A 21,792-nucleotide genomic window follows, 5' to 3' on the forward strand; every position below is an offset into this window, starting at 1 on the left:
ATGAGAGTAGCTGTTATCGTATTTCCCGGTTCGAATGCAGATGTGGACATGTATAACGCAGTAGAAGATTGCATGCAGGTGCCTGTTGACTACGTGTGGCACACCGAAACAGATTTATCAGCTTACGATGTCATTCTTTTACCAGGAGGCTTTTCCTACGGTGACTATTTGCGCTGTGGTGCAGTAGCCCGCTTCTCACCAGTGATGGAGCAGGTGGTAAGGGCGGCACAGGAAGGTAAATTCATTATGGGAGTCTGCAACGGCTTTCAAATTCTATTAGAAACAGGTTTGTTGCCGGGAGCTATGTTACGGAATACATCGCTTACTTATCGCTGTAAACTATCTACCTTACGTGTAGAAAATAATCAGACTCCATTTACCAATGGATTTGCCAAAGGGGAGAGAATTGAAATCCCGATTGCGCATGGAGAGGGCAACTATTTCTGCGAAGAGGAAACATTAAGAAGGATGCAACAAAACGGGCAGATTGTCTTTCGCTACGAAGGGGAAAATCCGAATGGCTCCTTGGATGATATCGCAGGGATTACGAATGAACGCGGAAATGTGCTTGGTATGATGCCGCATCCAGAGCGTGCTGTGCATAGCTGGATGACATCAGCCGACGGTCGTACCATGTTTACCTCAATTCTGAATGCCTGGAGGGAGAAAAACGGTGTCACAACTTACGCATAAGGAACCATCAGCAAGCCGCATTGCAGAAGAACATTTATACCGTGAACTAGGTTTAACAGATGAAGAATATCAAAGCGTTGTTCGCTTGCTGGGCAGGCAGCCAAATTGGACGGAAATCGGGCTATACAGCGTGATGTGGTCGGAGCATTGCTCTTATAAAAACTCCAAACCAGTGCTTCGTCGTTTTCCAACCAAAGGGCCCCGTGTTTTGCAAGGGCCGGGTGAAGGAGCAGGAATTGTTGATATCGGTGATAATCAGGCTGTAGTTTTTAAGATCGAAAGCCATAATCATCCTTCAGCTATCGAACCTTATCAGGGAGCAGCAACTGGTGTCGGTGGTATTATCCGCGATGTGTTCTCGATGGGAGCTCGTCCGGTAGCGTTACTGAACTCTCTGCGCTTTGGGGAATTAAAGACACCTCGGGTCAATTATTTATTTAAAAATGTTGTGGCTGGAATTGCTGGTTACGGTAATTGTATTGGGATACCTACCGTGGGAGGGGAAATCAGCTTTGATCCTACCTATGAGGGAAATCCGCTTGTAAATGCCATGTGTGTGGGATTAATTGATCACGACAAGATTCAAAAGGGTGTAGCTAAAGGAATTGGTAACCCAGTCATATATGTCGGAGCCAGCACTGGTCGGGATGGCATTCATGGTGCTACTTTTGCTTCAGAGGAACTAAGTGAGGAATCAGAGAAAAAACGTCCTGCTGTACAGGTTGGCGATCCGTTTATGGAAAAATTGCTATTGGAGGCTTGTCTTGAATTAATTGAGACAGGTGCAGTGACAGGCATTCAGGATATGGGAGCAGCGGGACTTACTTCTTCAAGCGCGGAAATGGCATCTAAAGCAGGGAACGGAATTGAAATGAATTTAGACCTAGTACCTCAGCGTGAAAAAGGTATGAGCGCTTATGAAATGATGCTCTCCGAATCGCAAGAACGTATGCTGGTAGTCGTAGAAAAGGGAAGAGAGTCAGAGGTTACAGCCATTTTTGAGAAATGGGGTCTCTACTCAGCAGAAATCGGACGCGTAACGGACGATGGCATGCTGCGCTTACTTCATCATGGAGAAATTGTCGCCAATGTACCAGTGGATAGCCTAGCAGAGGATGCACCTGTCTATCATAAGCCATCAAAGGTACCTGCTTATTACGAGCAGAGTGCGAATATAGATTCCACGGACTTTGAAATGCCTGCTGACCTAAATCAAACGCTAGTCCAATTGCTAGCACAGCCCACAATTGCTAATAAAGCATGGGTATATGAGCAATATGATCACATTGTTCGCGCCTCAACTGCTGTAACGCCAGGCTCAGACGCAGCAGTGGTCATGATTCGCGGAACTCGTAAGGCTCTGGCTATGAGTACGGATTGTAATGGGCGATATGTTTACCTTGATCCAGAAGTAGGTGGAGCAATAGCGGTTGCCGAATCGGCACGAAACGTGGTTTGTTCAGGGGCTGAGCCCTTAGCTATCACAGATTGCCTGAACTTTGGAAATCCAGAGAAACCAGAGGTTTTCTGGCAATTCGAGAAAGCAGTGGATGGGATGAGTGCCGCTTGCAATGCCTTGTCTACCCCTGTCATCGGCGGGAATGTTTCCCTTTATAACGAACGTAGTGGTGAGGCCATTTACCCAACACCAGTAGTCGGAATGGTTGGACTCATTACAGACGTGGACCATATTACAACTCAGGATTTTAAACAAGAGGGAGACGTCATTTTATTATTGGGTCAAACTCACGCAGAAGTAGGAGGCTCCGAGTATCAAAAGCTACTGACAGGCAAAATCTCCGGTCGCCCTCCACAAATTGATTTAGAAAAGGAAGCAAATGTTCAAAAAGTAGTGCTATCTGCAATTCGGGCAGGGTATATACAATCGGCCCACGATTTGGCAGAGGGCGGATTGGCTGTCGCTATTGCTGAGGGCTGCTTCGGAAAAGAGATTGGAGCAACGATTGAACTAACTGACGACCTGCGAGCTGATCTAGCGCTATTCAGTGAGTCACAATCACGTATTCTAGTGAGCACGACTCAGGACAATGTTAATCAGATGAAACGACTAGCAGCAGAGCAGGGAGTGGCTTGCCAAGTGCTTGGCACAACAGGATTAGATCATTTGGTTATCACTCATCAGGGCAAAGAAATCGTGAATGCATCACTTACTCGCCTAAAATCAGCATGGAAGGATGCGATACCATGTTTGATCCAATAATGTGGGATAAATTAAATGAAGAGTGCGGTGTTTTTGGAATATACAATCACAAGGAGGCAGCCCCGCTTACTTATTTGGGGCTGCATGCTCTTCAACACCGAGGTCAGGAGAGCGCCGGAATCTGTTCCTCTGACGGGGAAAAATGGTATAAGCATCGCGGAATGGGATTAGTAAGTGAAGCATTTGGGCAAGGCGAATTAGCAAAGTTCCATGGGCATTTAGCTATTGGACATACACGTTATACGACACAAGGCTCAAGTAGGATTGAAAATGCGCAACCTTTATTTTTTAACTATGCACAAGGTAGTATGGCTGTAGCTCACAATGGAAATTTAGTAAACGCAGGAGTTATTCGCAAGGAACTGGAGAAAAAAGGCTCTATTTTTCAAACAACCAGCGATACAGAAGTGATTGCGCATCTTATAGCCCGTTCATCGAAGCAGGACTTACCTTCCGCGGTTAAGGAAGCCTTACAGGAGATTAAAGGCGCTTATGCGCTGTTGGTCATGAACGAGGATCAATTAATTGTTGCGCTTGATCCAAATGGCTTACGTCCATTGTCGCTTGGAACATTGGGTGAAGCGGTTATCGTTGCCTCCGAAACCTGCGCTTTTGATATCGTAGGAGGTTCCTATTGGCGTGAGATTGAGCCAGGCGAGTTATTGATTATTGATCAGCATGGTATTCAATCACAGCGATTTGCACCGAAAATAAATCGTACATTATGTACGTTTGAATATATTTATTTTGCACGACCGGATAGTGACATTGATGGGATTAATGTACACATGGCTCGTAAACGACTTGGGAAGCAATTAGCTTATGAAGCGCCAGCAGAGGGTGATGTGGTAATCGGGGTACCCGACTCCAGTACTTCAGCGGCGATTGGTTTTGCTGAAGCGACAGGTATTCCTTATGAAATCGGGTTTATTAAAAACCGTTATGTGGGTCGTACCTTTATTCAGCCTTCTCAAGAACTGCGTGAGCGTGGAGTGCACATGAAGCTCTCGGTGGTTCGTAAAGTTGTAGAAGGTAAAAGAGTGATCATGATAGATGATTCGATTGTGCGAGGAACGACAAGTAGTCGTATTGTGCAGATGCTAAGAGACGCGGGAGCTATCGAAGTACATGTTCGAATCAGTTCGCCACCAGTAAAAAATCCGTGTTTTTATGGCATTGATACATCATCCTTTGATGAGCTGATCGCTTCGAATAAATCGGTTGAAGAGATTCGTCAGTACATTGGAGCGGATTCTTTACTCTTTATGACACCAAAGGGCATGGTAGATGCTATTGGGCGTGTAGACAGCGATAACGCACCGGATCGTGGGCATTGTTTAGCATGCTTTACAGGTAGATACCCGACAGAGGTTAACTTCGAGGAAGCCTTGCCAATCACGAAATGCTAAAAGGGAGCGATTACAAATGAGTCAAGCATATAAAGAAGCTGGTGTTGATATCGCTGCTGGAAATGAAGCGGTTGAGCGAATGAAAAAACACGTTACACGCACGTTTCGGCCTGAGGTGATGAGTGGACTCGGTGGTTTTGGCGCCTTATTTCGTCTAAATGTAGCAGAGTACAAGCAACCCGTGCTTGTATCTGGAACAGATGGTGTTGGGACTAAGCTAAAGCTCGCTTTTCAAATGGATCATCATGATACAATAGGAATTGATGCGGTAGCGATGTGTGTCAATGATGTTGTGGTGCAAGGCGCTGAGCCTTTATATTTCTTAGATTATGTTGCATGTGATAGGGTAATCCCTACGAAGCTGGAGTCCATTGTAAAGGGAATCGCAGACGGATGTGAGCAAGCAGGCTGTGCCCTCATAGGCGGAGAAACGGCCGAGATGCCGGGGATGTATGCAGACGGTGAATATGATATCGCGGGTTTTACGGTTGGAGTGGTTGAGGAATCCAAAATAATTGATGGAAGTAAAATTCAAGCAGGGGATATTTTAATTGGCATTGCTTCGAGTGGTGTTCATAGTAATGGCTTTTCCTTAGTACGAAAGGTATTGCTTCAGGATGCCGGATTTTCGTTGCACGACAAAGTAGAAGGCTTTGAAAAAAGCTTAGGTGAGGTCTTACTTACTCCTACAAAGATTTATGTTAAACCAATCCTCTCCTTACTAAAACAGGTTGAAGTGAAAGGAATGGCTCATATTACAGGCGGTGGATTTACAGAGAACATTCCCCGAATGCTGCCAAACGGACTGCAAGCCTCCATTACATTAGGAAGTTGGCCAGTATTGCCAATTTTCGAATTGATCGAAAAAACAGGTAATATCAACCAGCAGGATATGTTCCTGACTTTTAATATGGGAATTGGAATGGTGCTTGCAGTAGCCAAGAATGATGCTGAACATGTAGTAAACATGCTTCAGGAGGCTGGAGAAGAAGCGTATCTGATTGGAAAGGTACAGCAAGGAGAGAGTGGGGTTGTCTATGTGGAAGGGGAGCATCAATGAGGATAGCGGTGTTTGCTTCAGGAAGCGGATCTAATTTTGAAGCGATTGTGCAAGCAACTAGAGATGGACGCCTTCCCTTTGTAGAGGTAGCACTATTAGTCTGTGATCAAGCTCAAGCTTATGCGATTAAGAGAGCAGAGCGTCTTGGCATCCCTGTATTTTTGTTTTCAGCCAAAGATTATGTGTCTAAGGAAGCATTTGAACAAGAGATTTTGGTTCAATTAAAGCAAGAAGAAATTGATTTTATTGTACTAGCTGGCTATATGCGATTGATAGGGAATGTATTGCTTACCAGCTACCAGGGGCGAATGATCAATCTACATCCATCTTTATTACCGGCATTCCCGGGAAAAGATGCTATTAAAAAAGCATGGGAATATGGAGTAAAAGTAATGGGTGCGACTGTTCATTTTGTTGACGAGGGAATGGATACTGGTCCCATCATTGATCAGGAAGTTATTTTTGTTCATAAGGAAGATACCGAAGAAAGCTTGCAGCAAAAGATACATGAGGTGGAGCATAGGCTGTTAATTCGTGTGTTACAGGGTCTTAGCGAAGAAGCCCAGTTAGGAATAGAAGGTAAGGGGAATCTAAACTAATTAAACAGCGAGGCAAGCAACATAAGTAAAGCGTTCTCCTTCTGGATGAAGGAAAACGCTTTTTCGCGTTTCATCTCAGCAAGGCGAGAACGACCCCAAACACCCAAAAAGTATCATTCCACGACTTTCTCACTCACCAACTACTTGCCCTATTCATACGATAAAGCAAGTGGGCACGCACACAAGGAGGCGAACAACTGGAATGGCAGATATCGTATCCAATTTGCTTAGCAAGCTTAGTGAGCGAACAGGAAGAGAGTGGAGCATTCATGACATATATCGATTGGCGCAAAAACTACCTGAAGTAAATAGTAAAAATATAACTTCAGTGCTAAATGAGATATCTGACATGGGATTGAACGTGTCCCAAGAGGCACGTGATCAGGTATTAAGTAAAGTCAAAAACAAAGATTACACCGGTATTAAAAATGAATTGCTAAATCATCCTGTTGAAGAGTTAGAATTACCTATCGAATGTAGTCTGGATAAAAAAGAGAAAAAAGCAAAGAACAAATCAAGTAAAAGAACAAAAGAAGAATATGCAAAGGTATCTTTGCATAAAAAATCAAACAAAAGGTCTAAAAGTCTCTACCATAGTCTAAAAAAACTAAGCAATAAAAAAGGGAAAAAGAAGCGTGTATAAAATAAAAGAAAACCGTACAGCCCATATGGGAGGTACGGTTATTCCCAGCAACATTTCCTATAACGTATCCATTACCTCAGATAAGTTCTCTGCTGAATGCGCGACATGAGAAACAGCTTGATTCATTTCTTCAATGACGCGTGAAAAAGTGACAAGCTCTTGTTCAATCAGGTTGCTGCGTTCCTTACTAATACTGACAGCTTTTTGGATATTGGCAAAAAAGCAGGTGATTTCGCTCATCGAAGACGTAGAGGATACAATCAATTCTTCTACACGGTCGAGAAGCGAAGACACTCTGGAGGTTTGATTATGTGTTTGCTCAATCAATTGAGTTACACCAGAAACCGACTTTTTCGTTTGTTCCGCGAGCTTGCGCACCTCATCTGCAACCACAGCAAAGCCTCTCCCTTGTTCACCAGCACGCGCTGCCTCGATGGCCGCATTTAAGGCGAGGAGATTGGTTTGCTCGGCGATACCCGTTACTACACTAACGATGCCTCGAATTTGCTCTGAAGTATTTTCTAGAGCTTTCATTTCAATGGAGATTTCTCTCATACTAGACTGAAGCAGATCAAATTGGCTAACCTGCTCGTCAAGCTTGGTGGTACCGTCTATGGACAAATTTTGTGCTTCAATAGAAGAAGCTGTTCCTTGCTTCGCATGAATCACAAATTCCCCAGCCTGGGCACTCAGCTCCTCAACAGAAGCGCTAGTTTCCTCAGAGATTGCAGCTAATTCCTGAGCAGCTTGATTGACTTTTTCTCGGACAATCACTTTCTTATCTTCTTCTAAGCTACGTAAACGGTTGATCTCATCCTGGTACGCCTCCAGCACGATTTGTTGTTCGATATTTAATAACTTGGTAATGGCTTTTACTGATTTATGGTAATCAGATTTACTGTCTATATGTATGTCTAGCATATTAAATAACGAGATGGATAAATCCTGAAAGGCACATAAATACCATTTTGGTAGCAAACCAATTTTAACATGAGCGATTGCAATGCGCTTACGCTGTTGTAGGAAGTTCTCATCTATAGTGCCGTTAAACAATTGTAAAATATGAGTACGCAGTGTTGATTTTAAACGGTCAATAGAGCTGTGGCGTTCAATGATAACCATCAAAGAAGGCTCGTGCTTCAGATTCTTGTAAAATTGCGCTACCATCTCATCGATATGCTGTTCAACGAGTGGCTGAAGACACCTGGCAATTCGAAGATCGGATTCGGAAAGTTGAATCATTTCCAATTGTTTCACGACATCGGAATGTTTTGACACGTTTAGAGATACATTCTTGGAATGCGCTTGCTCATCTAGTGAGAACGCTTTCTTGCTGTGGTTAGAACCAAAAAATGCGGAAAAAGGTTTTGCGCACATGAAATACCCCCCGGAATAATGAGACAGCAGTTTTTGATCTGATTGTCCGTTGCAATCTCTTTTGATTGTAATATATATATTATAAAGTAAGTGACCCCCATCATATAGAACGATACTAGCTGCTATATAAAAATAATATATCCACTAGTTATATCGGTTCCTTTTTTGTAAAAAGTAAGGTGTTTATACAGTTTCAGTATTTTATTTGTAAATAAGAATGTCAAGTGGTCGTGAGGTGAGAACAGTGAACTCGTTTTGGCGATTTATTGCTTCCTATTTTGTTGCCACACTGATATGGGTGCTGATGTGGAATAACGCTGAGGGAATGGTACCTTCTATACAAGTAGCATGGTTTACCATCGGTGTTGTAGTTGGATCTTTGTTAATCATGAATGTAAAAAACTCATCTCCAAGAAACCAACAAATCCTTTATCTGTTACTCGGATGGCTGAGTATTTATGCAACCATTCATTTATTCGAATGGAAGGTAAAGATGATAACCATGGCCTTTTGATGGCAAAGAAAAATCTGTTAGCATTTTTTGGATTTCTTTTTTTGCTTATCAATTACAAGGGCGAGGAAGGTTAGAACAGAGCTGATGATGCTAAGTATAGCAGCCCAAAATGCTAAATTATCTGACGAAACACCAAGATTCACTAAATCGGATGTCGCTGGCATGATTCCTCCTCCTCTCTGACGACTTAGTAATCAGTTTATGTTGGCATGCGTGACAAGGGACTAGGCAGGTATCTGCACTGTAGATTAGGATGTAGAAAAACGTGATTGAGCCATATCATGTATAAGAGATGAGTCGTACACATGATTTCCGAAAATGCTTTGTTGGGCGGCTTGGTACATGCTATAGGCTACTTCTTCGGCAGGGATAGCACGATATGTTGCTAAGGGGCCAATCAACAAAGGAGAGAGCAAAGGAACAAGCTTACCTGCCAAATGTTCGGAAATTCGATACTCATCACGTTTACCTAGTAATAAGGAAGGACGAAAGAACAAGGCAGTAGGCAATTGTAGATTTGCGATATCTCGTTCCAGCTTCCCTTTTATTTGATTGTAAAAGAAAAGCGAGTGTACATTAGCACCTAGAGCAGAAACCAATAGAAATTTTTCAGCACCTTGTTGTTTAGCTAGGCGTGCCATAGCCAGTGGATATTCATAGTCAACTTGCTCAAATTGTTTCTTACTTTTGGCCTTCTTTCGTGTGGTGCCAAGACAGCAATAGATATCCGTACATGAGAAAAGAGAGGCGTATTGATCCAGATTTTCAAAAGAAAGAACAGTTTGTTCGAGTTTCGGATGATCAATGGATAGCGCCTTTCGCCCAACCGCATAGATACGCTCGTATTCGGGAGCTTCTAATAAAAAAGTGAGTAAATGTCCTCCTACCAGTCCGCTTGCACCCGCAAGAAGGGCTGTTTTCTTTTGGAGCATGTCAACAATCCTTTCTGACTTCTTCAATCTTTCTTATTATCTCCTATTTTTGCCAGAAAAAAAAGAACATTATGATAGAAAGTAATTATAAAGTAAATAAAAGGTAATAGGCTGTTTGAGCAGTAAAAAAGTTGAAAAAAGCGTACATTTATAATATGATTAGCTTGAAATGTTCGTGTTAAACGAGTAATTACATGTCAGGAGGTTCTTTCCGTGGGGAAAAAGAGAGCACTGATTAGCGTATCTAACAAAACAGGCGTGGTGGAATTTGCAAGCCAGCTTGTCGAGCTAGGTTTTGAGGTCATTTCAACTGGAGGTACAGCGACTCTTTTAGCTGATGCAGGAGTTAAGGTAACAGGAATATCGGAGGTAACCCAATTTCCAGAAATGATGGATGGTCGGGTAAAAACTCTGCACCCAGCTATTCACAGTGGTTTGCTCGCGGTTCGCGATAATGAAGAGCACGCGGAGCAAATGGCGGCCCAAGGTTTTGAATATATTGATATCGTAGCGGTGAACCTTTATCCGTTTAAGGAAACAATTTCTCGTACAGATGTCAGCTATGAGGACGCGATTGAAAATATTGATATTGGCGGCCCAACGATGCTGCGCTCGGCAGCAAAGAACCATGCATACGTGACTGTAGTTGTGGATGCTAATGACTATGAGCTTGTGTTAAATGAAATCCGCGAACAACAAAACACCAGTTTAGAAACGCGCAAACGCCTAGCAGCTAAAGTATTTCGTCATACGGCTGCCTATGATTCTCTCATTTCACGCTATTTAAGCGAACAAACAGGCGAGGAATTGCCAGAGAGCTTCACGGTTACCTATGAAAAGGCTCAGGAGCTTCGCTATGGAGAAAACCCTCATCAGAAGGCAGCCTTTTATCGAGATGCTTTGTCCACTAGCGGCAATATCGCTGCGTGCAAACAACTTCACGGTAAAGAACTTTCCTATAATAATATTAACGATGCTAATGCTGCATTGGCTATATTGGCTGAATTCAACGAGCCAGCAGTGGTTGCCGTAAAACATACCAATCCATGCGGGGTAGGTGTGGGAGTGACCATTCATCAGGCTTATCAAAAAGCGTATGATGCTGATCCCGTCTCTATTTTTGGTGGGATTGTAGCGGCGAATCGCCCGATTGATCGTGAAACAGCTTTACTACTAAAAGAGGTATTCTTAGAAATCATTATTGCCCCAGCTTTTGAACCAGAGGCGTTGGCTGTTTTGCAGGAAAAGAAAAATGTGCGTTTACTTCAGATGGACGAGATAGCCTCTACTGAGCATAAAGGTGCATTGGGTTCTGCTTATCAAATTACTTCTGTGCATGGTGGAGCGCTTGTCCAGGAATGGGATCGCAAATCCCTTGACCCTACTGCTATAATGGTCGTAACTGAACGTTCACCAAGTGAAGAAGAGCTAACTCAACTAGAGTTTGCTTGGAAGGTGGTCAAACACGTTAAGTCTAATGCGATCGTTCTAGCTACATCAGATAAAACGATCGGAGTTGGTGCGGGGCAGATGAACAGAGTAGGTTCAGCCCAAATTGCGATCACACAAGCTGGAGAAGAAGCTAAGGGAGCAGTTCTTGCCTCAGATGCATTTTTCCCAATGTCTGATACAGTAGAAGCAGCAGCTCAAGCAGGAATTACAGCTATTATTCAGCCTGGTGGCTCTATTCGAGACCAAGAATCGATCGATGCGTGCAATCGTCATGGCATTGCTATGATTTTCACAGGTGTCCGTCATTTTAAACATTAAGGGGAGGACAAATAGAATGAAAGTTTTGGTAGTAGGCAGCGGGGGAAGGGAACACACCCTCGTGTGGAAACTGGCACAAAGCCCTCAAGTGGAGAAAATTTTCTGCGCTCCGGGTAATGGTGGAACCGCTGCTCTGGTGCAAAACGTTCCGATCCAAGTGACAGATTATGCGGCACTGGCACAGTTTGCCAAAGATGAGGAAATTGATGTTACCATTGTAGGTCCTGAAGATCCGCTTTTAGGAGGAATTGTAGATTTCTTTACTCTACGTAATCTACCTATATATGGTCCAAGTGCAAATGCCGCAAAGCTGGAAGGCAGTAAATCTTTTGCTAAATGTTTGATGAAAAAATATAATATTCCAACTGCGGAATATGAATCTTTCCTCGATTATGAATCTGCTATCGCTTATGTAAGAGAAAAAGGGGCGCCCATCGTTATTAAAGCGGACGGTCTGGCACAAGGAAAAGGTGTCATTCTAGCTTTTAGCCTAGAGGAAGCAGAAGAAGCAATCCGTCAGATCATGCAGGATAGTAAGTTTGGTCAAGCTGGAAGTCGCGTTGTTATTGAAGAGTTTATGCGCGGGGAAGAATTGACGTTGCTCTCCTTTATTGATGGAGAGACTGTTAAGCCAATGATTCCTTCTCAGGATCATAAGACGGTATTTGACGGGGATAAAGGGCCCAATACCGGCGGAATGGGGGCGTATGCTCCTGTACCTCAAGTAAAGAATAGCGATATACAGCATATAATAGATAAGATTGTTCAACCGATGGCGTCTGCTATGGTAAAGGAAGGTATCCCGTTTCGAGGTGTTTTGTACACGGGATTGATGCTTACCGAGGATGGTCCTAAGGTTGTAGAATTTAATGCCAGATTTGGTGATCCAGAAACACAGGTCACTCTGCCATTATTGGAAACCGATTTAGTGGATATTGTGATGGCCACAATAAATGGAACCTTGGCTGATTTAGATATCAAATGGAGTAAGCAGAGTGCAGTTACGGTTGTTATGGCTTCACCAGGATATCCGGGAGATTATCCTAAGGGAGCTGTTATAAGTGGTCTGGATGTATCTGTAGCTGATTCGCCTGAAGAAGACAAACAGGAAATGGTATTCCATGCTGGTACGAAGCAGGAAGCTGGTCATTTTGTAACAAATGGTGGACGGGTGCTTGCAGTAACTGCTTTAGGCGACTCCTTGCAGCTAGCCAAAGAAAAGGCATATCAGGCTGTAGCCAACATATCCTTTACAGGTGCACATTATCGTAGAGATATTGCTGATAAAGCTTTTAAAAAGGTATAGACAGTCAGAAAGAACAAGTAGTCTGGATTGAACAAACAAAAGGGATTGGGCCTCTGTGGCCTGATCCCTTTGTTTGATTTTACTTAGCATCATGATTAGACGCGTTTTTATTCCGGGGTTGATCAAGATGTTAGTCTTTTTCCTGAGTAGATGGTTGAAAAGGTGCTTGATCCCCTTGTTTTTCGCTTTCAACAAAGCTTTCGAATGCCCTGCGAGCAAGCTCTTCAGCTTGCGTGTTTTCAGCATTGTGGTTTGTTGCCTGCTCATTCTGAGAATTTGTTTGGGTATGATCAGTGGAGGTGCGCTTTGATACTCGGTTTTTCATCGACGACGTAGCTTCTCTAGTCTTGTTGTAAAGCGAAAGACCAGTCGGAATAATTTTATCCATCGCTTGACGTATTAAATCCTCTTTTCTGGTACTGATACCAAACATCAAGAGGATTGGACAAAAGCGCGTGATGCCCTCGGCTACCTTCGTAGCAGACCAAAGCAAAAGACCATAAGGTTTTCTACGATAGCGATGATTTGACATTTTGCTAATTGCGCACCCTAAACCGATTAGCCCCAAAGTTATACGAATATAGGCGTCCAGCCTACCAACATTCTTTTTCATGCTCATCCAGCCTCCTTCCTTGTGTTAGTTTGTGTTGAGAAGCGATCGTCCACCCAAGGAAAAAATGGCAGAAAAGCAGGGATCCATGAGTGAGTCATATAAGTAGTAAATAACGATGCTAACACAAGAGGAGAGGGAATGAGTGAGGGCAAGAAAACTAACAGAAATGGCTTATAAACAAATGATTCGTACAGCAAAAGGACTTGAAGCTGCTAGTGTGTGGATTACGGGAGGTACCATATTAGATGTATATACGAAGTCTTGGCGCCAAGCAGACATCGTCTTGTCCGGGGAGCGAATTGCTTATGTGGGAGAGAAAGCACCATTAGTAAATCAGGATACAATTTGTATAAATGCAAAAGACAAGTATATCGTCCCGGGATACATCGAACCGCATGCCCATCCTTTTCAATGGTATAATCCGTTCACCTTAGCTGATTATGCATTGCAGACAGGGACCACGACGATGGTAAGTGATAGCTTGTTCTTTTTTCAATTGTTGCCCTATGATAAGCTGTCTTCGCTTTTAGATGAGATAAATAAGCATCCCGTGAAGCAATTTTTTTGGGCTAGGCTGGATTCACAAACGCTGCCTGATCCAGAAGGAGTATTCCAGCGAGAAAGAATAAAGGAGCTATTAGACCATCCTCTAGTGATTCAGGCTGGAGAATTAACGGATTGGAGAGGAGTATTGGATGAGCGAGAAGAGCTGTTAGAAGGGATGCGCTATGCTCTGGATTTGGGTAAACGAATAGAGGGCCACCATCCGGGGGCTTCTTATCATACATTGGCTTTAGCGGCCGCTCATGGTGTAGGAGCTTGTCATGAAAGTATGACGGCCGACGAGCTACTGCATCGCTTGCAAGTGGGGATGTATGCTACACTTCGTCATTCCTCCATCCGGCCTGATCTGCCCAAATTGATTAAAGAATGGAAGCAATTAGGCTTACCTTGGTCACCTCGCATGATGCTTACCTCAGATGGAGCTACAGCGCCGATGCTTCGAAACGGAGTGATGGACTACACGATCCGAGTGGCAATTGAGGCCGGTATGCCTATGGAAGAAGCCTACGTGATGGCAACATTAAATCCTGCTACTTATTACAAAATGGATACGGAAATAGGTGGGATTGCTCCTGGACGCGTGGCTGATATATTGTTGCTTACAGAGAGAAGTAATCCAACGCCAGAAACGGTTATCGCAAATGGTCTTCTCATCGATGGGGAGGGACAAGCGAAAGCAAAGATACCAAAAAGGCAACTAAGTGAGTTTATTTCTATTGGCTCCACCATGGAAGAAAAGGTGTCTGATCATTGGTTTCAGTTTCCAGAACAAGAACAAGAGCAAGCCCTTCACTTAGATGCTCTCCCTGTCATCTGTATGATAAATGCAGTTATTAGCAAATTAGATACAACAACTGTTATTCATAATTGGGAGGAGCTTATACAAATACCGGACGCGATGCTTGCAGTCTTAATTGATCCCAAGACGAAACAACTCACAAAGGCCATTTTACGAGGCTTTGCTGTTGAACTAGAAGCATTAGCGACCACCTTCCATGCATCCACAGAATTTCTCGTATTAGGTCGTAATCCACAAGCGATGAAAGCGGCCCTTCAGGAGATCGTAGCATCAAAAGGAGGAGTGGCGATCATTGAAAAGGGAGAAGTGTTATTTCATATGCCCCTGCCTATAGGTGGGAAAATGACAGATGAACCGATGGAGATTGTCATGGAAAAAAGCGAGCTTTTTTCCACTTTAATGAGAGAACGTGGCTATCGTTTTGATGATCCAATTTATTCCTTATTATTTTTTACCGCTACCCATTTACCCTTTGTTCGTTTTACGAAGTCTGGAATCTATGAAGTGAAGACAGGTACTATGATTTATCCAGCTAGCTCGATCTAAAGGTTTGGCTGATAGGTTATCAATAAAGCTTCTATTCCTTATTGAGATGTGTAAAATAGTACCAATGACGCGGTAAAATCGCTCCGATAAAAATTATTTTTTTCTTGTAAATTTTCTGAGTTATTTTACAATAAAAAATAATCATTAACGCAAAACGAATCTTCCTACCCTATAGTTGTCAAAATCCTGACGATCTGAGAATACACTGATTTAGTTGAAAGAAGAAAAATAAGGGGGATTTGATTCCATGAACAAGAAAGCTAGCATGGGACTCTTGACCGCCATATTGATTACTGGATTAGCTTTATCAGGCTGTGCAGGTGCAGGCCAAGGCACCGGAAAAGAGGTAATAAAAATCGCTACACAAAGCCCGCTATCTGGTGCATACGCAAACATTGGGGACGCGATTAAACAGGGAGCAGGGTACGCGTTGCAGGAGGAAAAGGAAGAATTTGCGAAAATGGGATTCGATCTACAGCTCTTTCCTCAGGATGATCAGGCTGATCCCAAACAGGGTGTTACCAATGCCCAGCTGCTGGTTGCCAACAAGGACGTACTGGGAGTGATCGGCCACTACAATACCGGTGTTGCTGTTCCGTCCTCTTCTAAGTATGAAGCTGGCAAACTGGTCATGGTCTCTCCTGCTAACACAGGCACCAATCTTACTGAAGAAGGGAAGAAGACAGTCCATCGCATTTGCGCACGCAATGATGCACAAGGACCCGCAGCAGCTAGATACGCCAAAAATACGCTTGGCGTAAAAACCGTATTCATTATTACTGATAAAACGGCGTATGGAACAGGATTAACTGACCAAGTAAAAGCTCAATTTGAAAAGGATGGAGTGGAAATACTTGGTTTCGAAGGCATTACTGTAGGGGAAAAGGATTATAGTGCTGTGGTTAATCAAGTAGTTACAAGTAAACCAGACCTGGTTTTCTTTGGAGGGATTTATACGGAAGGAGGTCTGTTATTTAAGCAGGCCCGTGATAAGGGGTATCAGGGCATATTTATGGGCGGGGATGGAATTGATTCCTCAGAATTAGTGACGATTGCTGGCAGTGCCGCTGAAGGAGTGATCTATACATCGGCAGCGGGGGACGTTACCCAAACTGCTGAAGGAAAAAAATGGGCTGAAGCTTATGAGAAGGCAACTAATAAAAAGCTAGAAGCCTATTCCGTTTACGGATATGATGCGATGAAGGTATTACTGCATGGCCTACAAAACGCTATTAAGGCAAATGGAAATAAGAAGCCTAGCAGAGAGCAAGTATTAGACGCCGTTCATAAAACGAAAGACTTTCAAGCTCAATTTACCAAAGTCACCTTTACAGAAAAAGGAGACAATGAATTCGCTCAGATATTTGTTTATAAATTTGAAAACGGCAAAGCCACATATGTAGGCAAAATTGAGTAGTAATTACAAAGGACGCTTTCTACTGTTGTAGTAAGGGGACGACACATAGAAGCGCCCTTCTTTTGTGAATGATTGAGGAAAAGCCCTATTTATTTTTAGGGAAAATGATCTGCATTTACAGTAAACATAAAAATATAATGAAATGAGGAATGTACATGTGGCAGATCCTACCTCAAGTTTTGGTCGATGGACTTACCCTCGGCTTCATGTATGCAGTTGTAGCCCTGGGATACACAATGGTTTATGGAATATTGGAATTTATTAACTTTTCCCACGGAGAAATTTTTATGGTGGGAGCCTTTGTCGGAACAGAAGTGCTACTGATTATGGATGCTAACGGTGTATTGCAAGGAATGAATCCATTTTTAGCTCTTGTTCTTGCTCTGGTTATCAGTATGATCGTAACCGGTTTATTGGGTGTCGGGATTGAACGGGTTGCTTATCGACCTCTACGTAATGCCCCGCGGCTGGTTCCGTTGATATCTGCTATTGGTGTGTCCTTCTTTTTGCAAGATGTCGTTCGTTTTGCAGAAGCGCTTCATCGGGATACCTTTTATTTAACAGGACCGATTTTATTTCCTGGAAAAATCGATATCGGAATTGCCCAAGTTCCCTCCAAAGCTGTAATTGTTGTTATCGTAGCAATCGTAATGATGAGTACATTAACCTTTTTTATTAATAAGACAAAATGGGGTATCGCAATGCGTGCCGTTTCACAGGATCAATCCACAGCATCACTTATGACCATAAATGTGGACAAAGTCATTATGCTAACCTTCCTTATTGGCTCAAGCTTAGGTGGAGCAACAGGTGTGTTGTTTGCACAAAACTATGGAACGATTGATCCTTTCATTGGTTTCATTTTGGGCATGAAAGCTTTCACTGCTGCTATATTAGGCGGGATTGGCAACCTCAGAGGGGCGATGCTGGGCGGAGTGCTTCTTGGTTTGGTTGAGTCGTTGGCTGGTGCATATATGGGGCCGTTAACAGGGGGAGCCTTCGGTGGAGAGTATAAGGATGTCATCGGTTTTGCCATTCTCATTCTAGTGCTTCTGTTCAAACCAGAGGGTCTGCTTGGAGAAGCCGTAAAAGAGAAAGTGTAGGTGAAAGAAATGGGAACTCTTAAAAATGTGCTAGCAAAGGAAAAACCAATCCCGCTTCTTCTTACGCTGGTGTGGATTGCAGCATGCTCTGTAGCCCTTTATTTATTACAGCAATCGGTAACAAGCTTTGTGGGGCTCATTTTTTCCGTCTTGTTCATTTACTACACGAATACGAATAAATGGATACAAGTGTTTTTAGGGGGATTCGTGCTGTTTGGTCTTATTCCATTACTTGCATATGATAACAGCTATTATATGGAAGTGGCGACCAATATCGGTATTTATGTAGCGATGGCGCTTGGCTTAAATATTGTGGTTGGATTTGCAGGATTATTGGATTTAGGCTATATTGCTTTTTTTGCCGCTGGAGCATATGCATATGGCATATTTGCTACCGCACAGGCTAATCATTTTATTCCGGGAGATTTGTTCCCGTTAAGTGGAGAGTGGTTTTGGGCATTTTTAGTGGTTGGTTTGCTGGTCGCAGCTATTTTTGGAATTCTGCTAGGACTCCCCGTTCTCCGCGTAAAAGGAGATTATCTAGCCATTGTTACCTTAGGATTTGGCGAAATTATCAGAATAATCTTTAATAATTTGGATAAGCCAATCAATATAACAAATGGACCTCAGGGGATAACTTCTATTAATGCCCCGCAGATATGGGGTGAACCCTTTTCTGATGCTTTTCATTTCTATTTTATTGTACTCGTGGTGATTTTATTGATTGTATTTGCCAACATTCGCTTGGAGCATTCCAAACTAGGGCGGGCTTGGATTGCGATTCGTGAAGATGAGCTGGCAGCGCAGTCTATGGGCATTTCTCTGTTAAAAACGAAATTAGCGGCATTTGCTACAGGAGCATCCTTTGCAGGGGTAGTGGGAGTTATCTTTGCGGCAAAGCAAACCTTTATTGATCCTACCTCCTTTACATTGATGGAGTCATTTAGCATCTTGGTAATGGTTATTTTAGGTGGGAGTGGCAGCATTCCCGGCGTTATTTTAGGTGCAACGTTTGTGACACTGCTTCAGGTTCAAATTTTAAAAGAGCTATCTAATTATTTACATGAGCTATCTCAGGCAGGAATCCTGTATCTACCCAGTCAGCTAGACCCGTCTAAGCTACAGCGGATGGTGTTTGGAATTCTGCTGGTAGTAGCGGCTCTCTATCGTCCAAACGGCTTAATTCCAGCAAAAAGAAGGAAAGAAAATATGGAGTCCATTAAAAATCACGCTCAGGTTGAACAACGGCAGGGCATTCTTGCTAAGTTGACTGGACGAAACAGAGTAGGTTAGAGGAGGGAGTAGCATGGCATTGTTAGAAGCGAGACATTTAACTAAGAAATTCGGTGGTCTGGTAGCTAATGAAGACGTGTCGATTGATATTGAAAAAGGAAGCATCACGGCAGTTATCGGTCCAAATGGGGCAGGTAAAACCACTTTTTTTAATATGGTGACAGGCTTTTACGAGCCAGACGAGGGGGATGTTGTCCTAAATGGAAAGAGTATTAAAGGACTTCAACCTGATCAAATAGCAAACCGAGGCATTACACGGACATTCCAAAATGTTAGACTGTTCAAACAAATGACAGCGTTAGAGAACGTAATGATTGGGCAGCATGGACGCCTGCAAGCTGGTCTTCTGGGAATTTTGTTTCATTCAAAACGAGTACGGGAAGAAGAGGAACGAGCACGAATTGAAGCTTATCAAATTCTTGAATATGTAGGGATTGAACAGATTGCTAATGAAACCGCGGGAAGCCTGCCGTATGGATTGCAGCGCCGGCTAGAGATCGCTAGGGCCTTAGCTACGAACCCTCAGATCATTTTGTTAGATGAGCCAGCGGCAGGAATGAATCCAAGAGAGACGGTGGAAATGACAGACTTCATACGTCAGCTCAAACGCGAATTAGAATTAACCATTATTTTAATCGAGCATGATATGAAGCTGGTTATGGGGCTGTCCGAGTATATTCATGTTCTGGATTACGGCAGGAAGATTGCGGAGGGTACTCCAGACGACATAAGAACCAATCCAAAAGTAATTGAGGCGTACCTGGGCAAGAGCGCAACAGAAGCTTCGTAGGAGGGAAGAGCGATGGCATTATTGGAATTGAAGGAGGTTCATACCTATTACGGTGGCATCCATGCGTTAAAAGGTCTAAGTATTACGGTAGAGCAGGGAGAAGTTGTAACTCTTATAGGTTCTAATGGAGCTGGAAAGTCAACTACCTTAAAAGCCATATGTGGTCAAGTACGAACCAAAGAAGGCCAAGTGTTATTTAACGGGCAAGCTATTACCGGTAAAAAACCGCATGAAATTTCAGCATTAGGAATTGCTCATGTTCCGGAGGGAAGGCGGATATTTCCAAAATTAACAGTGAAGGAAAATTTGGAGATGGGGGCCTTTTCTATCAAGGATAAAAAAGTGATGGAAGAGGGTATCGAACGAGCCTTTCATTATTTTCCACGCTTAAAAGAACGAGTATCTCAAAAAGGTGGCACGATGTCAGGTGGTGAACAGCAAATGCTGGCTATCGCTCGTGGATTAATGATGAAGCCGAAAATTCTGATGTTAGATGAGCCATCTATGGGATTAGCTCCCATTTTAGTTGAGCAAATCTTCGAGATCATCACGGAATTAAATCAAGAGGGTATGACCATCCTGTTGGTCGAGCAGAATGCAAATCAGGCACTTGCCATTGCACACCGAGGCTATGTCATCCAGACGGGTGAGATCATTTTGAAGGATGATGCAAAAAATCTGCTATCAGATCCTCAGGTGAGAGAGGCGTATTTGGCATAGAATAGCAACAAAAACCTTGAAATCTACTCCGGAATTCAAGGTTTTTGTTGTGTATAGGGCTTGCCCTTTCATTAATGAATCATATCTGTTTTCCAGACGTTAATTTGATTGGAAAGGTTATCCCAAATGGTTGGGTCCTCTAGTCCCAAGCGCCAAAGGGCTATCCCAGCCAGATCATATTTCTCAATTAAATCTAGCTTGGAGCGGGTGCTAAAAGAGTTTTCAAACCAAACGATGTGCATATTCCCCGCCTCATCCATGTATTGCATGTGAGGAGAGAGGCGTTCTTGATCCCAATTAAGAGTGGCTCCGTGGGTTTTGCTTTGCTCCATAAGACTTTTATAGGATTGATACTCGGCTTTTTCACCGCTGCTGTTCCAATTCCAACCATACCCAGCAACCCCAAGTAAGATTTTTTGAGCAGGCACCCCCTGTGAGAGTGCATAGCGCACCGTATCTTCAGCCCATTGAATGGAGGCAACAGGTCCTGGTTTGGTTCGCGGATTATGCTCGTCATAGGCCATGATCACCAAGCGATCAGCGTAGCGACCTAGTAGCTTATAATCAAACCAAGGAGACCATACATTGGAACGCTCATCGCCTGTATTTGCAGGAACACAGACTGTGACGGTCTTACCATAACGGTGCATCAATTCCGTTACATTTTTTACTAACTGAGTGAATGCAAACTTGTCTTCTAGATATAGATTCTCAATGTCCAAATTAATGCCGTCATAGCCCATGGAAAGCACTTCACGTTCTAAATTACGCAAAAAATAACGCTGATTCTTAGGATTGCGTAAGATATCTCGCGCAACATCCTTTCCTTTTTGGATAGAACCATAGAACAGATTATGAACTAACAGATAGACTTGAACCTGATTGGCATGTGCCCGATCTATGATCTTTTGCTGCTCTTCTTTTGGAAGGGTTGTTTGTAAATATCCAGGATTTTTATCATCTAGCTTATGCCAAAAGGGTACGATTGTACTAAGCTGTTCATGCTGAGCAGATAAGGTTGGAAGAGATCCAGGATAAGGCTCCTCTGCTTCTGTATAAAAGCCAAGCACCTCTCTGGGGCGGGCGCTAGAAATTACGTTTTGTATAGTAGGAGTCTCGTGAACGGATGCAAAATGAGGAGAAGTATTTCGAGCAGAGGTAGCAGATTTATTTTGGGACGGTGAACCGGATTGACAAGAAGCTACCAGCAAAGAGCTAATCACCAACAACAAGATGAAGAAGCGTGAGAAGAGACGTGGCATTTCTTCTCTCCTTTCTTAATCATAAAGGTAGTTTTATCCTGATTGTTAGTTTTAACATGTGGCAATTGATAAAAAGTTATACATGTTACTTGCGAGAATAGACTCAAGCTGGAAGAGATTAAAAAACGGTAACCGGGAAATTTCCTCCCAATTACCGTTTT

The 21,792-nt window shown here is 43.1% G+C and carries 20 protein-coding genes; 15 read left to right on the forward strand and 5 right to left on the reverse strand.

Annotation, left to right across the window (positions count from 1 at the left end):
- The 6 genes from purQ (at position 1) to BRLA_RS02420 (ending at position 6,625) form a co-directional block, all read left to right on the forward strand.
- Positions 1-693 carry a phosphoribosylformylglycinamidine synthase subunit PurQ gene (gene purQ, locus BRLA_RS02395; protein WP_003335698.1) on the forward strand — a complete coding sequence of 231 codons (693 nt, stop codon included), beginning with the start codon at positions 1-3 and terminating at the stop codon, positions 691-693.
- Positions 674-2,914, forward strand: a complete 2,241-nt coding sequence (gene purL, locus BRLA_RS02400) for a phosphoribosylformylglycinamidine synthase subunit PurL (protein ID WP_003335697.1) — start codon at positions 674-676, stop codon at positions 2,912-2,914. Before purQ ends, purL begins: the two co-directional genes overlap by 20 nt.
- Positions 2,899-4,323 (forward strand): amidophosphoribosyltransferase, encoded by a 1,425-nt coding sequence (purF, locus tag BRLA_RS02405; RefSeq protein ID WP_003335696.1) that lies wholly within the window; start codon positions 2,899-2,901, stop codon positions 4,321-4,323. The genes purL and purF overlap by 16 nt, the downstream gene beginning before the upstream one ends.
- Positions 4,324-4,339: 16 nt before the next feature.
- Positions 4,340-5,383 carry a phosphoribosylformylglycinamidine cyclo-ligase gene (gene purM, locus BRLA_RS02410; RefSeq protein ID WP_003335695.1) on the forward strand — a complete coding sequence of 348 codons (1,044 nt, stop codon included), beginning with the start codon at positions 4,340-4,342 and terminating at the stop codon, positions 5,381-5,383.
- Positions 5,380-5,982: a phosphoribosylglycinamide formyltransferase gene (gene purN / locus BRLA_RS02415; protein ID WP_003335694.1), complete on the forward strand. Its 603-nt coding sequence runs from the start codon at positions 5,380-5,382 to the stop codon at positions 5,980-5,982. Before purM ends, purN begins: the two co-directional genes overlap by 4 nt.
- 202 nt (positions 5,983-6,184) lie before the next feature.
- Entirely contained in the window at positions 6,185-6,625 is a 441-nt protein-coding gene (locus BRLA_RS02420; protein ID WP_003335693.1) for a hypothetical protein, read from the forward strand.
- A gap of 57 nt (positions 6,626-6,682) precedes the next feature.
- On the opposite strand, the gene BRLA_RS02425 is transcribed toward BRLA_RS02420, so the two are convergent.
- On the reverse strand, positions 6,683-8,002 hold the full coding sequence (locus BRLA_RS02425) for a globin-coupled sensor protein (RefSeq protein ID WP_003335692.1): 1,320 nt from the start codon (positions 8,000-8,002) through the stop codon (positions 6,683-6,685).
- Between the two features lie 235 nt (positions 8,003-8,237).
- On the opposite strand from BRLA_RS02425, the gene BRLA_RS02430 reads away from it, so the two are divergent.
- Positions 8,238-8,516 carry a hypothetical protein gene (locus BRLA_RS02430; protein ID WP_138976968.1) on the forward strand — a complete coding sequence of 93 codons (279 nt, stop codon included), beginning with the start codon at positions 8,238-8,240 and terminating at the stop codon, positions 8,514-8,516.
- A gap of 17 nt (positions 8,517-8,533) precedes the next feature.
- Here the strand turns inward: BRLA_RS02430 and BRLA_RS24130 are convergent, their stop codons facing one another.
- Together BRLA_RS24130 and BRLA_RS02435 are read right to left on the reverse strand one after the other, a co-directional pair.
- Positions 8,534-8,680 carry a hypothetical protein gene (locus BRLA_RS24130; RefSeq protein WP_003335690.1) on the reverse strand — a complete coding sequence of 49 codons (147 nt, stop codon included), beginning with the start codon at positions 8,678-8,680 and terminating at the stop codon, positions 8,534-8,536.
- A gap of 84 nt (positions 8,681-8,764) precedes the next feature.
- Entirely contained in the window at positions 8,765-9,475 is a 711-nt protein-coding gene (locus tag BRLA_RS02435) for an NAD-dependent epimerase/dehydratase family protein (protein ID WP_236867725.1), read from the reverse strand.
- Between the two features lie 186 nt (positions 9,476-9,661).
- Between BRLA_RS02435 and purH the strand changes: the two genes are divergently transcribed.
- Together purH and purD are read left to right on the forward strand one after the other, a co-directional pair.
- Positions 9,662-11,218 (forward strand): bifunctional phosphoribosylaminoimidazolecarboxamide formyltransferase/IMP cyclohydrolase, encoded by a 1,557-nt coding sequence (purH, locus tag BRLA_RS02440; protein WP_003335687.1) that lies wholly within the window; start codon positions 9,662-9,664, stop codon positions 11,216-11,218.
- A 16-nt stretch (positions 11,219-11,234) separates the two neighbouring features.
- The gene (gene purD, locus BRLA_RS02445; protein WP_003335686.1) at positions 11,235-12,524 is read left to right on the forward strand and encodes a phosphoribosylamine--glycine ligase; all 1,290 of its coding nucleotides are present in this window, start codon (positions 11,235-11,237) and stop codon (positions 12,522-12,524) included.
- A 130-nt stretch (positions 12,525-12,654) separates the two neighbouring features.
- On the opposite strand, the gene BRLA_RS02450 is transcribed toward purD, so the two are convergent.
- The gene (locus tag BRLA_RS02450; protein ID WP_022584221.1) at positions 12,655-13,137 is read right to left on the reverse strand and encodes a YgaP family membrane protein; all 483 of its coding nucleotides are present in this window, start codon (positions 13,135-13,137) and stop codon (positions 12,655-12,657) included.
- A 142-nt stretch (positions 13,138-13,279) separates the two neighbouring features.
- Between BRLA_RS02450 and BRLA_RS02455 the strand changes: the two genes are divergently transcribed.
- From BRLA_RS02455 to BRLA_RS02480, 6 genes are all read left to right on the forward strand, one after another.
- Positions 13,280-15,046: an adenine deaminase C-terminal domain-containing protein gene (locus BRLA_RS02455; protein ID WP_003335684.1), complete on the forward strand. Its 1,767-nt coding sequence runs from the start codon at positions 13,280-13,282 to the stop codon at positions 15,044-15,046.
- 247 nt (positions 15,047-15,293) lie between these two features.
- Positions 15,294-16,463, forward strand: a complete 1,170-nt coding sequence (locus tag BRLA_RS02460) for a branched-chain amino acid ABC transporter substrate-binding protein (protein WP_003335683.1) — start codon at positions 15,294-15,296, stop codon at positions 16,461-16,463.
- 155 nt (positions 16,464-16,618) lie between these two features.
- Positions 16,619-17,566, forward strand: a complete 948-nt coding sequence (locus BRLA_RS02465) for a branched-chain amino acid ABC transporter permease (RefSeq protein WP_003335682.1) — start codon at positions 16,619-16,621, stop codon at positions 17,564-17,566.
- A gap of 9 nt (positions 17,567-17,575) precedes the next feature.
- Positions 17,576-18,859, forward strand: a complete 1,284-nt coding sequence (locus tag BRLA_RS02470) for a branched-chain amino acid ABC transporter permease (RefSeq protein WP_003335681.1) — start codon at positions 17,576-17,578, stop codon at positions 18,857-18,859.
- Positions 18,860-18,872: 13 nt separating this feature from the next.
- The gene (locus BRLA_RS02475; RefSeq protein WP_003335680.1) at positions 18,873-19,649 is read left to right on the forward strand and encodes an ABC transporter ATP-binding protein; all 777 of its coding nucleotides are present in this window, start codon (positions 18,873-18,875) and stop codon (positions 19,647-19,649) included.
- A 12-nt stretch (positions 19,650-19,661) separates the two neighbouring features.
- Positions 19,662-20,369 (forward strand): ABC transporter ATP-binding protein, encoded by a 708-nt coding sequence (locus BRLA_RS02480; protein WP_003335679.1) that lies wholly within the window; start codon positions 19,662-19,664, stop codon positions 20,367-20,369.
- A gap of 71 nt (positions 20,370-20,440) precedes the next feature.
- Here the strand turns inward: BRLA_RS02480 and BRLA_RS02485 are convergent, their stop codons facing one another.
- The gene (locus tag BRLA_RS02485; protein WP_003335678.1) at positions 20,441-21,631 is read right to left on the reverse strand and encodes a glycosyl hydrolase family 18 protein; all 1,191 of its coding nucleotides are present in this window, start codon (positions 21,629-21,631) and stop codon (positions 20,441-20,443) included.
- Positions 21,632-21,792: the final 161 nt, after the last annotated feature.

This window comes from Brevibacillus laterosporus LMG 15441, from assembly GCF_000219535.2.
Classification (GTDB): Bacteria; Bacillota; Bacilli; order Brevibacillales; family Brevibacillaceae; genus Brevibacillus_B; species Brevibacillus_B halotolerans.

Coding starts and splice junctions, on each gene's coding strand:
- BRLA_RS02475 (WP_003335680.1), top strand. CDS start 18,873: ATGGCATTGTTAGAAGCGAGACATTTAACTAAGAAATTCGGTGGTCTG.
- BRLA_RS02485 (WP_003335678.1), bottom strand. CDS start 21,631: ATGCCACGTCTCTTCTCACGCTTCTTCATCTTGTTGTTGGTGATTAGC.
- purQ (WP_003335698.1), top strand. CDS start 1: ATGAGAGTAGCTGTTATCGTATTTCCCGGTTCGAATGCAGATGTGGAC.
- BRLA_RS02480 (WP_003335679.1), top strand. CDS start 19,662: ATGGCATTATTGGAATTGAAGGAGGTTCATACCTATTACGGTGGCATC.
- purD (WP_003335686.1), top strand. CDS start 11,235: ATGAAAGTTTTGGTAGTAGGCAGCGGGGGAAGGGAACACACCCTCGTG.
- BRLA_RS02460 (WP_003335683.1), top strand. CDS start 15,294: ATGAACAAGAAAGCTAGCATGGGACTCTTGACCGCCATATTGATTACT.
- BRLA_RS02420 (WP_003335693.1), top strand. CDS start 6,185: ATGGCAGATATCGTATCCAATTTGCTTAGCAAGCTTAGTGAGCGAACA.
- BRLA_RS02425 (WP_003335692.1), bottom strand. CDS start 8,002: ATGTGCGCAAAACCTTTTTCCGCATTTTTTGGTTCTAACCACAGCAAG.
- BRLA_RS02450 (WP_022584221.1), bottom strand. CDS start 13,137: ATGAAAAAGAATGTTGGTAGGCTGGACGCCTATATTCGTATAACTTTG.
- BRLA_RS02470 (WP_003335681.1), top strand. CDS start 17,576: ATGGGAACTCTTAAAAATGTGCTAGCAAAGGAAAAACCAATCCCGCTT.
- purN (WP_003335694.1), top strand. CDS start 5,380: ATGAGGATAGCGGTGTTTGCTTCAGGAAGCGGATCTAATTTTGAAGCG.
- BRLA_RS02465 (WP_003335682.1), top strand. CDS start 16,619: ATGTGGCAGATCCTACCTCAAGTTTTGGTCGATGGACTTACCCTCGGC.
- purM (WP_003335695.1), top strand. CDS start 4,340: ATGAGTCAAGCATATAAAGAAGCTGGTGTTGATATCGCTGCTGGAAAT.
- BRLA_RS24130 (WP_003335690.1), bottom strand. CDS start 8,680: ATGCCAGCGACATCCGATTTAGTGAATCTTGGTGTTTCGTCAGATAAT.
- purF (WP_003335696.1), top strand. CDS start 2,899: ATGTTTGATCCAATAATGTGGGATAAATTAAATGAAGAGTGCGGTGTT.